Below are 14,727 nucleotides of genomic sequence, written 5' to 3' on the forward strand. Positions count from 1 at the left end.
TGCCTATAAATTTCTCACAAATATGATTAATATACGGATACTAGTGAGAGATGTTCTATACTCGCCTCAACCAGGAGCTTTCTTTCCCCTTTATCCAGCCGTATCAAGGTTAAACTTGTTCCCTCACAGATGGGAGCAGACCAGAATTTATTTAGTGAATGTTTTTTCACGATAGATAAAAATGCCATGATGGTTACTCCGTGAGTGACAACTAGCACTCTTCCGTCACCGTCCATTCTTTCTATTTCTTGAAGAAAGTCTTCCACTCTTGTAATCACATCTGTAAAGGCTTCTCCTCCATCGTTGTAATAACGCTCTGGAGCATTCCAATAATGATCATACTCCAACGGAAACTCACGATGAATTTCATCATCCGTTTTTCCCTGCCATTTCCCTAGATGAATTTCCATTAGGCGCGGATCTGTTGTCACATTTGTTTCATATGGTCGGACAAGCTTCGTGGTGGTATACGCTCTTCCACTGGGTGAACAAATTACCTTATCAAAAGGCGTATCAGCTAAGTAGTCTCTTAATCGTTTAGCATCCTCCACTCCTTTTTTTGTAAGGGAGGAGTCCAAGCTGCCCTGCATTCGCTTTTGTACATTCCAAGTGGTTTGTCCATGCCTAGCAATATATAAATCAACCATTTTGGTCACTCCCTACTCGATTTAAAAAGTTACTTCATGATAATAATGTCCTGAGAGTTCCTTCACCATATGCCCTTTCTCAGCTGGAAATGCGATCAGGAAGCAGGTAGATGGTCCAGATGTTTTTTCTAAATTGATCACACTCTTCACTTCATTTTTTAAAAAATTTCGGTTTGAAAAGAGACGATTCATTTCATAAAGTATTCCTTTTGAGCCAACAGGCAATAAGACAGCGTCTTCTAGTTCTGAGAGCTCCTTCACTAATCGTAATGGAGCTATTTCGGTTTCCTGCTCTATTACTTCATTTCCAACAAGAGGAAGACCAATAACTGCCACTTTCGTATCCTCTAGAAAGGGAGTTGCGCTCAAGGGAGCATGACTTGTTCTTTTTCCTAATACCGTTAACCCAACGGCAGATTGGACAAGTGAAAAGTTACTTTCAGTGCTTCCATTGATCGGAATGCCTGGTAATTCAAACTCAAGTAGACCTCTTGTTATTCCCTTTACGAGTTCTTCCCACGCTCCCTCTCCACAGAAATTTTGAAGGATCACTGCTTCGGGAATAGCTCCCGCCGAGTAGCATTCCATCGCTGCCACACGGAAGGTATAATAACCAACAATATCGTAAGGAACTTTTACCGCATCGAGCTTTTTTAATCCGATCGCCCCGCTATTATCAGAAGCTACCACAAGGGTTTCTTTTCCCATTTTAAGCAATTGGACATCTCTCATTTTTGAAATTTCCCCGCTACGGCTGGTTTCATTATGCTAGCTAACCGAGGCGCAACGATCACAGCTAAAACGGTATTAAGAATAGATGCAATCAGTAATGATGGAACCATACTTACATAGAATGCTTTTGAAATTAAATAGATAAATGGCAGTGGTGCTGCAAAGGTATTTCCTAGCACGAATAAGATAGAAGCAGTCCACTTGCTTCCTTTATGATAAAAATACGCAAATACCCATGCTAACAAGGCCATTTCGATAGCAATTAAAAAATGCATCGGCCCAAGAGGCATTCCTCCAATTAACGCAGAGACCATATGTCCTAATCCACCGACGATTGCACCCGGAATTCCACCTAGAAGCGCGGCAGCCACTATTGCTGGAAACGAATCAAGCGCGACACTTCCAATGATTGCTGGAATTTTTATCGCACCTCCTACAACGGTTAAAGCTATAAATACAGCCATCCATGTTACTTTTGTCACCTTCATTTTTCTTCCTCCTTTTGGATTATAATCACTTTACACGTTGACCAATTCCGTACCAGATGTGATCCACTCGATCACATAATTGGACCGTATCCTGAAACGTCCATCCCGCATCATCGCGCCATTTTCGATCCATTTTTTCAACAGGGACAATTCCTCTTGTAATATCTGAACCAATGATAACGACCTTTCTCTTCCAACCATCCTTTTCCCAACAATCCCATTTCTGCATTGTTTCTTTCCATATGTTTCTTACTGTATCCGATTCATGCTGAAGCGATAGTTCCCTAATCCAATACTCGATTCCTTCGACCACCACTAAGGACGCGGCAAAATCTTCGCTAAGCCAGTCGTAATACGAGCAATCATAAGCCTTTATCCAACTTTCTAGCGGATACTGACACATGTCGTAATGGCTACGTACCCAATCGGCCTTTCCGTTACATGCTCCACCCATCACGAAGTGCAACCTCATCACCCTCCTTTTTCATATAAATCGGAACTCCTGCTTCAACTAGAACCGCTTCCTTTGCCATTGAAACGACCTGTTGGTTTAGCCTGCCAAGGAGCTTTGCGTACACAAGAACAAGGTCACTAGAGTAAATCGGTTCATTCAAGATTTCATTACTAACGACGATGAGGGTATGACAATTTTTCTGTATCGAAAGGATCCCCTCTATGATCGATTTCTTGATTTCTTCATGAAAAGACGGGTCCATCAGTCTCTCCTCGGTTTGGAACAAACGATTGTTTAATAGATTCGTAAGGCAATCAAAGAGCACAATATCATTCGGCTGAAAAAAAGTGGAGAGGTTATGTAAAAAGTAGGGCTCCTCCCATGTTGTCCATTGTTGCTCCCCTTCATTTCTTTGTACTTGATGTCTATGAATTCGGTCCTTCATTTCCGCATCAAAGGCAACTCCAGAAGCAATATAATGGAGATTTCCTTTAGTATTCTTTGTTAGCTCCATGGCTGTTTTCTCAGCAAAACTGCTTTTTCCACTTCTAACACCACCACTGATAAAAATCAGCTGTCCAGCTTCCGCCATTCCTTCATCACCTCTAATAACCTTTCATGCTCGGTCGGCCCCTTAATTGCCAGTCGCAGGCATTTTCCGTCTAGTCCAGGAAAATTCATTGTATGCCGTGGAATTATCCCCTTTTTCATTAAAAAAAGGAAAAAGGGAAATTGATCGCGGATTTTGTCATCTTTTAATAAATAAAAGTTTACGTATGAAGGGGAGTAAAAAAACTCATTTTCACGATAAAAAGACATAAGCCTTTCCCGTTCATTTTTTATTAGATGAATGGTTTGTTTTACATAGTCTTCTTCTGACAAACACCATTCCCCCACCTTCATGGCTATCGCATTAACACTCCAGTGCGGTTTATTAGACCTAAGCTTTGAAAGCATTGCTTCATTTGCAATGATGTACCCAAGTCGTATCCCTGGAATGCTGAACATTTTTGTCATCGAACGAAGAATGATCATGTTCTCGCAGGATTGAAGGCAGGAAACGGTTGATTCGTACTCTGACACAAAGTCGTAAAAGGCTTCATCGACAATAAGCATGGTTTCATATTTAGCACATTCACGGGCAAGAATCTCAATCGTTAGTTTCGGAAAAAACATTCCCGTTGGATTGTTTGGATTGCACAGAAATACAGCGTCTACTTCACGTAAGTTCACTAGTAATTCATCTAAACGTAATTCCCAGCTGTCAACATCCATCAGGTGATAGCGTACTTCACATTGATTCACTCGGCATGCTTCTTCGTATTCGGAAAAGGCTGGTTGTACGATAAGCGCTTTTTTACCAGAGAGCAGTCGTCCGACCAAAGAAATAAGCTCCGCCCCTCCGTTCCCCACTAAGATTTGCTCTTTTCTTACGCTTTCTTTCTTTGCAAGCAAACCTGTGAGCCTTTCTGCCGTTGGATCGGGATAATCAGATACAAGCGAGTACAGCTCATTCCACCTGTCTTTTACTATGGCTGGTGGGCCGAGCGGGTTAATATTGGCACTAAAATCAATCACTGATTCAGGCATGTCAAGATGAAGTGCTTTATATAAAAATTGTGGATTAGATCCGTGCGTAGGCCACTTCAACGATCATCCCTCCAATCCATAATAAAAGTAAAAATGTGAGTACTGTTCGAGTTAAAATACCATTGGTTTGTAAAATATGCTCTCCAGTAACAGGAAAATAGGGTTCTCCCATTTTGGCTCGATCGGAGCGAATGCCTTTGTAAAAGTTGATGCCTCCAAGCTGAATCCCAAGTAAGGCAGCTACGGCTGCTTCTCCCCATCCACTGTTTGGACTCGGATGTTTTTTGGCATCACGGAGAACAATTTTAGCTGACTCTTTAACAGTCGATTGAACTGGCTTATTACTGAACAACATGCAGATAGAGGTTAGGCGACTTGGAATCAGATTTAACCAATCATCAAGCTTTGCCGATGCCCAGCCAAACTCCATATATTTTTCATTTTTATAACCAACCATGGAATCACAAGTATTCACTGCCCGGTATAACATCGCAAAGGGCGCCCCACCGAGTAACGCCCAAAAAAGTGGAGCTGTTACTCCGTCACTTGTGTTTTCTGCGACCGTTTCAATTGTCGCGCGAACCACACCCTGTTCATCAAGTTGATCCGTGTCACGACCAACGATATACGATAGCTTGTGACGAGCTTCCACTAGATCTCCCTTTTTTAACGGACCATACACCGTCATCGCTGCTTCCTTTAAGCTTTTTTGTGCAATCGTCGTCCAAATGATCACCGCTTCAACCATAATTCCGACCATAAAATGAACTTGATAAGCTAACATCGTAATTAGGATCGTAATCCCCACGACGAGCAAGAGAAGCGTAACTACCATAGCGATTCCGTTCCATTTTTTCCGCGTTCCTTTATTCCACTTTTTCTCGAGCTTATAAATCAGTGTTCCGATCCACTTCACCGGATGTGGCCAATCGATGGGATCACCGAGAAGTAAATCAATAAAATAAGCAATCGTCATTGCGAATAAATGTTGAAGAAACATGATAAACCCTCCTTCATAAATATTTAACAAGTTGGACAGTTTCCACCCGAAGAAAGCCTTAGTTGCGTAGCAACACCAGCTTACGGAGGATGAAACTGGCCCACTTTTGCATAAAAAAACATCTCCACATAGAAATGGAGATGTTGGAATAAGCTTCTTCCTTATGTAAGAAACCGACCACACCACCTATCCTCGTAGGTACACGGTGTCAAGAGATAGTCAGGTTTCCTGGCTCATGGTCATTGCTTTCTGTACCTTCCCATGCATTTCTTTATTGCACAGTGGTTTTTACAGTATGCTCCCATATACAGTGGCGGGACCGCGTTGGACTTTCACCAACTTCCCTAGACTTCTAAAAAAGAAGTACGCCTATTCTTGCACAATATATATTTTTCATATTCTAATACTAATCTTGTAAACAGGGAATGACAAGGTAATCTATTACATTAATTTAATTGTTGTAACAAATGAATAAAAAGCCAGTGTATGATAGAAATTTCTTTCTACCATACTCTGACTTTTCTATCCTTTTTGCTTGGCAATAACGACGAGTCGCTGCTTGCTTGAGTACCTTGGGTGACAGGTGATGAGCGTAACAAGTGACTCGTCCGGTGTTGCAGAAAGAACACTAAGATCGGAGGGTTCAATGATTTTTTGTTCGATCACCTCATACTCAAACTGAATAGATGAGGAGGTGATTGAAAATGTATCCCCTTCTTTTAGCTTATCAAGCTCACTAAAGAACTCTCCAGTGACAAACGAGCGATGTCCAAGGATTACACTGTTTTCCCCCTCTACCCCAACTCGTCCCGTTCCTTCTAGATGAGTGACAGCAACCCGGAGATTATCCTTTGTTGCCCCTTCTAGTACGGGAATATCGAGTGAAAGCTTTGGAATAACGAGCCTCATGTCGTTCAACACACTCTTTTGATTAGTTACAACACCAGAAGGCAAAAGTGCCTCCGCTGTGTCGATTGTTTCGGAAAGTATCTTTTTCTCAAGATAGAACTGGTATCCATGCTGCAAACCTACGTAAGCTAAAACAAATACCCCTGATGCTAACAGTACATTTCCGATCCATTTTCTCAACTTTTATACCTTCCTTCTTCCTCTGACCACTAGTCCAAGAACAACGAATGCCGTTCCTAACATTAGAAGTGTCCATGTTGTAAAAGGAGAACCTGTTTTTGGCAACACCTTGATTGGCAAGTTCGTCACTGGTGTAGCTTCCTCTTTAACAGGTGTCTCTTTCTGAATTGGAGCCTCTGCAACAGGGTTGCTTTCCTCAGTAGTAGGCTTCTCAACAGCAGGTGGTTCTTCTATCGTTTCAGTCAGTTTAGAGAACATATTCATATTGTATTCAACAATCGTCTGTCCAACATGGATAATTCCATTTGTGATATAACTGTCTTCACCAGGAAGTGCTTCAACGGTTCTACCTTCAATTCGGCTATCATAAACCGGATAACCATCCTTTTTAGCGATGATGTAATAATCACCGTCAGCAAAAACCATCCACGCGTATTGGCCATCACTTGTTGTGTATTGATTGTTACGGTTTTGGTTCGGTGCAAAATCCTCTAATATTGGTAAATTAACAAGTGTATGTGGTTCTCTTCCATATTTTCTGTTCGTTTCCGTATCAGCCCAGTAAAGTTGCATGTCGACACCTTCAATTGGCTCTAACGTATCTGGGTCACGAACAATTCCGTATGGATCAATTAAGGTCGACTCAATGGATGCAACCCCATCTTCAGGGATCGTTACAGTCATTTTTTGACCTGCAAGAATCACATCATTTCCATCCTTGTCTTTCACTATTACAGTAACTGCAAAAGTGTATGAATTTCCTTTTTCTCCACCTGTGATGATGTACTGTCCTGTAGGAGTAATGTCTATATTTACACCGTCAACTGGTTGTACGGTAAATCTTGCACCCGGTACCATCGAAGTGATACTTTCTGGTTTACCGGTTTCTTTATTTTCCATAAAGAGCTGCCCGATAACCGTGTGGTCTGATTTAAGTTGTTCACCTGTACCAGAAGTTTCTCCTACGTTTGCATCCTGTGTGAATGTTACAGGAACTTCCACTCCTTCAACCGTCATCGTTGTAGTAATTTGTAGCTTGTAATTCCAGTTTCCTTTCGGTACGACAATATCGTACTCACCGTTGACATTTGTTTTTACCACTGTCTCAAAGTCAACAACACCATCTTTATTAAAATCTTCCTTGATTGTAATCGTTGCATTAGGTACTGGTTTTTTTGTAACAGAATCTATAACTTGGCCTGATACTCTTGCTGGAACAAAGGTAATATTCACCGACTTTGAATCCACTAAGCCTTTGTCGGGATTGTTAACTGATGCGGTTACCTTTTTCACAATGGACTGCAGGTTTCCACTTAAGTCTGGGGCAATCAGTATCACAGTCGCTTCGCCTTTGTCATTGGTTGTTGCTTCTGTTGACTTTAACGTGCCTAGTTCGGTATCAAAGACCACCTTCTCATTTGCGATTGGTTCTCCAAGGCTATTTTTAATTACTGCTTTTAGTGTGACTTCCGTTTTCCCATCTCCTACGATCGAGCTTGGTGTTGCCGTTAGTTCCATTTGTAGGGGAAGATTTGCGATTGTTACCACTTGATTGTCTTTAGTCGTTTCATTATAGAACGTATCAGTTAACGTGACTTCCACCTCATAATCAGCAGGTATCAGTTCTTTTGTTACTTGATGTGACCATTTGCCATTTACTATGTTCACCGGAGCCGTTTCAACCATTTCCCCGTTTATATCGTGAATAACGATTGTTGCTTTTCCTTCTACCGCTTCCTTTACTTCTCCAGTTAACAATGGGGTTCGGTCTACAAAGGTCTGTTTTTCTCCACCGTCAATCGTGATGGCTAGATTTGGTTTTACCACATGGACCACGACTATCATTTCTACATCAGAATGATATCCATCGTTTACTAAAAGAGTAAAGGAGTCATCTCCCACGAAATCCTTATTTGGCTTGTAGGTCCAAGTGCCGGATGCAGTTACTGTTGCCTCGCCGTGCTCAGAGTTAGTTCCTACCTTGTACGTCAAGGCATCGCTCTCTTTGTCAGTTGCCTTTACTGATCGCGAAACTTCTGTGTTTTTCAAGGTCGTTACTTCGTCATCTGTACCACTTGGTGCCTTGTTTGGTATGAAGAAAATGGTTATTGTTTCATCATCTACAAGACCTTGGTCTGGATTGTGAACCGAAACGGTGATGTTATTATTTATTGTCGTAGTTTCACCTGTTAAATCCGGAGCCACCAGTATCACAGTCGCTTCACCTTTGTCATTGGTTGTTGCTTCTGTTGACTTTAAGGTGCCTAGTTCGGTATCAAAGACCACCTTCTCATTTGCGATTGGTTCTCCAAGGCTATTTTTAATTACTACTTTTAGTGTGACTTCCGTTTTCCCATCTCCTACGATCGAGCTTGGCGTTGCGGTGAGTTCGATTTGTAAGGGAATGTACGCAATCGTTAACGTTTGGTTATCTTTCACTGTTTCGTTGTAGAAAGAGTCTGTTAGATTGGCTTCTACCTGGTATTCGTCTGGTGAAAGCTCCTTTTGTACTTGGTAGGACCACTTTCCATTTATTACAGGGACCGTTGCCTTTTCAACTTCTTGACCAGCCTTGTCTCCAATAGATACTTCCACTGTTCCGTTAACTATTTCATTTACATTACCTGTTAAAAGCGGTGTTCTGTCTACAGTGGTGTGTTGTTCTCCACCATCAATTGTGATCGAGAAATTTGGTTTTACTACATGTACAGTGACTTCTAACTCTACGTCTTCATGATTTCCGTCGTTTACTAAAATAGTAAAGGAATCATCTCCCACAAAGTCTTGGGTTGGTTTGTACGTCCACGTTCCTGAAGTGGTTACTGTTACTAGACCGTGTTCTGCACCAGTTCCCAGTTTATACGTCAAGGCATCATTTTCTTTATCTGATACGTTAGATGATTGAGTTACTTCCGTATTTTTAAGGGTCGTTACTTCGTCATCTGTTACAACCGGTGCTTTATTTGGGATGAACTCTAGATTAATAGATTCATGATCCACAAGACCTTTGTCTGGGTTGTGGACGGATACGGTGATTACGTTAGTGATTGGGTCCGTCATGTTCGTTAAATCTGGAGCGACTAACATGACTGTTGCTTCACCTTTATTATTGGTTATTGCTTCTGCTGACTTTAAAGTACCTAGTTCAGTATTAAAAGAAACCTTTTCGTTCACAATTGGTTCACCAAAGACATTATTAATAACTGCCTTAAGTGTAACCTCTGTTTTCCCATCTCCTACAATCGAGTTTGGTGTTGCGGTGAGTTCGATTTGTAAAGGGATGTACGCGATTGTTAGTGTTTGTTTATCTTTTACCGTTTCGTTGTAGAAAGAATCCGTTAGATTAGCTTCTACCTGGAAATCTGCTGGTGAAAGCTCCTTCTCTACCTGATACGACCACTTTCCATTTACAACAGGGACCGTCGAATTCTCGATCACTCTACCGTCTTTGTCTTTCATAACAACGGTAACTTTGCCCTCCACCATTTCTTTTACTTCACCTGTTAAAAGCGGTGTTCTGTCTACAGTGGTTTGTTGTTCTCCACCGTCAATTGTGATCGCGAGATTTGGTTTTACTACATGTACAATGACTTTTAACTCAACGTCTTCATGATTTCCATCGTTTACTAACAAAGTAAAGTAGTCATCTCCCACAAAGTCTTGGGTTGGTTTGTACGTCCAAGTACCAGATGATGTTACGGTCGCTTGGCCGTGTTGCGCGTTTGTTCCTACCTTATACGTCAAGGCATCATTTTCTTTATCTGATACGTTAGATGATTGAGTTACTTCCGTATTTTTAAGGGTCGTTACTTCGTCATCTGTTACAACCGGTGCTTTATTTGGGATGAACTCTAGATTAATAGATTCATGATCCACAAGGCCTTTGTCCGGATTGTGGACAGATACGGTGATTAGGTTATTGAATGGGTCTATTTCATCCGTTAATTTTGGAGCAACTAGAATAACAGTTGCTTCACCTTTTTCATTTGTTATGACGGAAGTTGACTTTAGGGTCCCTAATTCCGTTCTAAAGGTGACTTTTTCGTTTACAATAGGTTCGTTTGATTCATCTGTGATGACAGCTTTTAAATTAACTTCTGCTTTTCCATCTCCCAAGACGGATTGTGGAGTGGCAGTTAAGTTCATTTGTAATGGAACTTGTACAATTGTGAGAGCTTGCTCCGTCTTTGTTTGTTCCTTGTAAAAGCTGTCCTTAAGAGTTACCTCCACTAGGTACTCTTCAGGGTTTGTCTCGGTTTTCAACTGGTAGGTCCATTTTTCATTTTCAATTGGAACACTTTCTGCTTCAATCGTGTTACCTTCCTTGTCCTTAATAACCACATCTACATTACCTTGAAGCATCCCTAATGCTTCTCCTTTTAAAAGTGGCGTGTGATCAACCGTACGATCTTCCGCTCCACCATCAATGGTAATGATGAGGTTTGGCTTTACTACATGAACAACCACCGTTAAAGGTACAGATTGATTATGCTGATCATTCACAAGGATCGTGAAAACATCGTCACCAACGAAGTCTAGATTCGGCTCATATGTCCAAGCACCATCTGCTGTAACTGTCACTTTTCCATTTTGTCCATCTGTACCTAGGGTGTAGGATAATAGGTCCTGCTCTGCATCAATAGCTTGTGCGCTTCCTTCAACCTTTGTATGTTTGAGTGTAGTTACTTCGTCATTTGTCACAATAGGAGCTTCATTTTTACTCTCTGGCTCCTTCACAGGAAGTGGTTCCATTTTGAAATCGTAATTCACCATCGAGTATCCAACACGGATTATTCCATCTTCTACAAAGCTATCTTCGCCTTCTTTGGCTGGTGCCGTTCTTCCTTCTTCTAAACTACTATAGCTATAATAACCCTCTTTGTTCGAGACGATATAATAGTCTCCTTCAGGGAAAACCATCCAGGCATAAGAGCCTATAGTGGAGGTGAACTGAGAGTTTTGATTATTGTTTGGTGCAAAACCTTCGATGATTGGTAATTCTACTTTCGTATTTGCCACTCTTCCGGCTAGTCTGTTTCTTTCCGTTTCAGCCCAATATAAAGTAACTTCTGCGTCTTCAATGATTTCGTTTGTCTTCGCATTTGTTACGGTACCATATGGATCAATTAAGATTGGTAAAATCGTAGCCTGTCCGTCTTCAGGAATTTTGATTTTTACTGTTTTCCCAGCAAAAATGTCATCTTTATGTTTAATAGTAAATCTGACATTGTATGTTTTTCCGATTTCTCCACCTGTCACCTTGTACTGACCAGACTCTGTTGGGACAATCTGTATATTCTCGGTAGGATGCTCAATCTCAGGGACAATCGAAACGTCTCCTAGTGCTGTCTTAATATCTTGAAGAGCATCAGTTTCGGGGTTTATGACAAATACCTTACCTGACACTGTGCGTTCCGCTTTCCTCTCAAAATCTGTTTCTTCTCCTCCATCAACCTTCACACTTTGAATAAAGGAAATAGGTACCTCTCTACCTTCTACAGTAGTAGTAGCACTGATTTCAACGTCATAAGAGGTGTTCCCGCGTTTTACCGGGAAAACATAATTCCCAAGCGAATCTGTCTTACCCTGATACGTAAAAATTTCACCATCTTCATACGTCTTATTTACACGTATACTTGCTTCCGTAATCGGATCCCCTGTAATGGCATCAAGTACTATTCCTTTCACGAATGCAGGTACAAAAGTGAGTAAATAAGGTGCTTCTGCCTGTAATTTCTTTTCTTCATTATTAACAGACGCCATTGCTATAACGGTTTGACTCGTTGTCTTTCCGAAATAGTCTGGAGTGATTAATTCTACCGTTGCTTCACCATAAGCATTCGTTTTTGCTTCTGTAGCTGTAAGCTGCCCTTGTTCGGCAGCGAATTTGACCGTTTCATTTGCCGCTGGCATCATGTCCTGGTCAGTCACTACGGCTTTCAGCGTCACTTTGGATACTCCATCCGCTACAACTTTCTCAGGGGTAGCTACCAAAGTAACTTTATAAGAAGCATCGTATACGGTAAAACTCTTCGTATCTACCTCCTGTGTTCCAAGCTCTGAATCTCTAATAACAGCTTTTAGTGTATATTTCCCTGCCGTAAGCGTTGGTGTAACATATTGCCAGTCGCCATTTTCCGTCATGGAAACTTCAGCACTAGTCACTTCCGTACCTTCCTCTGATAAAAGTTGAACAGTTAAAACACTATTTATTGTTTTCTTAGCCGTTCCAGTAAAACTTGGTGTATGGTCATCGGTACGTAGGCCTGGTAAGCCGTTGATAGCCACATCCAATTCTAAAATTTGAATTGTGATTGTTGCTTCTGCTTTATTCCCATTTTGGTTTGTGACCTCTACTATAAAACGATCCTCACCTAATTGATCAAGATTGGGCTCATAGGTCCAATTTCCTGTCGCATCAATCGTTGCTGTCCCTTTTTCACCATTTGACTTGATCGTGTATAGAAGTGATTCGATATTTTGATCAGCAACAACTAACTCACCTGATTTTGCTTGGTTTTTAATTGTATACGCATTGTCATTTGAAGGCACTGGCTTCGTAGGATCTATAATGGTGAATTCACGGGTGATTTTCGCATCTTCTCTATTTACTTGCTTCGTATTTCCAAGCTCATCCATTCCAGAAATGGTAATTGTATGCGTCCCATATGCCAATTCACCCGTTTGGAATGTCCAATTTGTATTTGTTTCTGACACATCTTTTAGATTAATAATTTTAATTGGACCGTCATCTACTTGAATTGACACATCACCTAGTGCTTCCCCAGTACCCGTGAATATGTTGTTAGTTTTTGAGTACTCTGTCGGTGACACTAGTGTAACCCCAGTTGTTAAGTCCAATAGTAAATTTTGTGTATCGGGTGCAGAGGTTAAGCCGTTCTCTTTCGCAACCGCTGAAATCTCATGAGATCCTTCGGTTAAAGCCGTTTGTAAAGGAAGTCTCCATTTCCCGTTATTTACCATCGCTGTAAGAGCTGGACCATTATCAATCGATACCTCTACTATTCCATTGTTGGAGACGGATGTTTTTCCATATATGGTTGGGGTAGGATCGTTTGATACGGTTGAATCACCATTTGCGATGCTAACAGTGATATTACTAGTTTGATATGTTACAGGAAGAGATTGCCCCACGGCTAAGTGATCGTCATACGCTTTTACTAGAAATGTATGTGTTCCTAGTGAAAGCTGCGTGTCAACAGTAGCTGTCCAATCGCCTGTTGTATCATCTACCTTAACGCTTTTGTAGAGAACTTCATCTACCCATAGCTCAACTGTTTCTCCTTTTTCTCCTGTGCCTTTTACAACTAATTTCCCATCTTCTACAACAGGAGTGGTGATTGTTGGAGGTGGGATAATATGGATTATTTTGTTTGCTTCAACGGGAACTGAATCTTTCCCAGTTGATCTCCCAGAGGCTTGTAAAGTATACTCACCCAACTCTGCTGTATTTGCAAAACTTGTTGGAACTGTCCATAAGTTACTTGAGGGGTTAACAGGTTTGGATGTTACAGTTCCTCCTTTGGTAACATTCGTAATTACAAGTTCTACTTGTTTATTCCCACTATCTGAGTTAAGGAATTTTCCTGTAACGTTAACGGGAAATTTATAAAGCCTTTCAACAGCAGGTCCATCAATAGAAATTTCTTTCCCTATTTGTATCGTACTCTTCGCTGTTGCCATATTGCCTTCTTCGTTCATAACTGTGGCAGTGGCATTAAAGGTTCCAGTTGGTAAATCCGTTGGGATACTCCACTTACCTTCCATTACAGTTCCAGTATAGGTTTTACTGTTTGCCATAAGCGTGACCGTACTACCATTTACCGCATTTGTCGTAATACCACTAATAGCCGGATTAGGATCGTCAAATGTCATAATTGGATCAAACAGGATTGTTGGCTTATAAATTCCAAACGGCACAAGCTTCACATTTGCGCCCTGTTCAGCTGCTTCTAATCCATCCTTATTAATAACTCGTAGATTAGCAGATTTAGAGGTATTAAAACCAAATGATACGTTCGGCTTACTCGTATCTAAATCAGGGATGATTTCTTTTATTTTTGAAATCGGGATTTTAAAATCTAAAAAATAATGTCCATTTTCTGCATCCGAAATGCTAGTTCCGGGAACAGCAGAACCTGTTGAGTCTGTTGTTGTTACCTTCAATACCTTTTCCTTGTCAGGACTAGCTACAAACAGATAGTCCTCATGTGGGCTTTTCCCATCAATCCCAACGGTTGCTCGGTGCGACTCATCTACTAGAATATCCACATTCCAGACCGATGATAAAAAGCCACCTTTGCGATCATATGGATCCCCTAACAATCTCATGCGAAAATAAAGATTGTCCGAGTCTCCATACACATAAAAGCTTGGCTTGTCTCCTACCTCATTCCGGCCATCGTTCCCGCTAGTAAAATCTACTTCATCTGGAGAAATACCTGGCTCATTGGTAGGATCGTACATGATTTGTCCCTCACTGTTTTCATAAGGGATAAATTGGGTTGTAATGGGTGTGCCCGCATCTGTAGTCACCGCTGATACAACATTACTTAATGGAGTCACTAGTAATGCTATTACAACCAAAATATTGCTGCATTTCATTAACCATTTCTTCCTCATACTCTGCCTCTTTTCGACATTCTTCAACATACAATATCCCAATAGTATCATAGGTATTTTGTACTATCAATACGGTAGGAAGTG

Annotated in this window: 9 protein-coding genes and 1 riboswitch; all 9 genes read right to left on the minus strand. The window is 41.1% G+C overall.

The genetic code is table 11. The features are described from left to right. Positions 1-26 precede the first annotated feature (26 nt). The 9 genes from ACVBAX_RS18415 to ACVBAX_RS18455 all read right to left on the minus strand — a co-directional run bounded on the left by ACVBAX_RS18415 (position 27) and on the right by ACVBAX_RS18455 (position 14,643). On the minus strand, positions 27-647 hold the full coding sequence (locus ACVBAX_RS18415; protein WP_447118298.1) for a histidine phosphatase family protein: 621 nt from the start codon (positions 645-647) through the stop codon (positions 27-29). Between the two features lie 21 nt (positions 648-668). After that, positions 669-1,379 carry an ATP-binding protein gene (locus ACVBAX_RS18420; protein WP_447118299.1) on the minus strand — a complete coding sequence of 237 codons (711 nt, stop codon included), beginning with the start codon at positions 1,377-1,379 and terminating at the stop codon, positions 669-671. Then, positions 1,376-1,867 carry an ECF transporter S component gene (locus tag ACVBAX_RS18425; RefSeq protein WP_447118300.1) on the minus strand — a complete coding sequence of 164 codons (492 nt, stop codon included), beginning with the start codon at positions 1,865-1,867 and terminating at the stop codon, positions 1,376-1,378. The genes ACVBAX_RS18420 and ACVBAX_RS18425 overlap by 4 nt, the downstream gene beginning before the upstream one ends. 25 nt (positions 1,868-1,892) lie before the next feature. After that, the gene (locus tag ACVBAX_RS18430; RefSeq protein WP_447118332.1) at positions 1,893-2,324 is read right to left on the minus strand and encodes a bifunctional adenosylcobinamide kinase/adenosylcobinamide-phosphate guanylyltransferase; all 432 of its coding nucleotides are present in this window, start codon (positions 2,322-2,324) and stop codon (positions 1,893-1,895) included. Further along, positions 2,305-2,913, minus strand: a complete 609-nt coding sequence (locus tag ACVBAX_RS18435; protein ID WP_447118301.1) for a bifunctional adenosylcobinamide kinase/adenosylcobinamide-phosphate guanylyltransferase — start codon at positions 2,911-2,913, stop codon at positions 2,305-2,307. Before ACVBAX_RS18435 ends, ACVBAX_RS18430 begins: the two co-directional genes overlap by 20 nt. Next, complete coding sequence (gene cobD, locus ACVBAX_RS18440) at positions 2,892-3,971, minus strand: threonine-phosphate decarboxylase CobD (RefSeq protein ID WP_447118302.1); 1,080 nt, start codon at positions 3,969-3,971, stop codon at positions 2,892-2,894. The genes ACVBAX_RS18435 and cobD overlap by 22 nt, the downstream gene beginning before the upstream one ends. Then, the gene (cbiB, locus tag ACVBAX_RS18445; protein ID WP_447118303.1) at positions 3,946-4,911 is read right to left on the minus strand and encodes an adenosylcobinamide-phosphate synthase CbiB; all 966 of its coding nucleotides are present in this window, start codon (positions 4,909-4,911) and stop codon (positions 3,946-3,948) included. The genes cobD and cbiB overlap by 26 nt, the downstream gene beginning before the upstream one ends. Positions 4,912-5,112: 201 nt before the next feature. Then, a riboswitch (cobalamin riboswitch) is annotated at positions 5,113-5,299 on the minus strand. Positions 5,300-5,433: 134 nt separating this feature from the next. Further along, positions 5,434-6,000, minus strand: coding sequence for a class D sortase (locus ACVBAX_RS18450; protein ID WP_447118304.1), 567 nt, complete (start codon positions 5,998-6,000; stop codon positions 5,434-5,436). A gap of 3 nt (positions 6,001-6,003) precedes the next feature. Then, complete coding sequence (locus ACVBAX_RS18455) at positions 6,004-14,643, minus strand: Ig-like domain-containing protein (protein WP_447118305.1); 8,640 nt, start codon at positions 14,641-14,643, stop codon at positions 6,004-6,006. Positions 14,644-14,727: the final 84 nt, after the last annotated feature.

It is taken from the genome of Robertmurraya sp. GLU-23 (assembly GCF_052983275.1).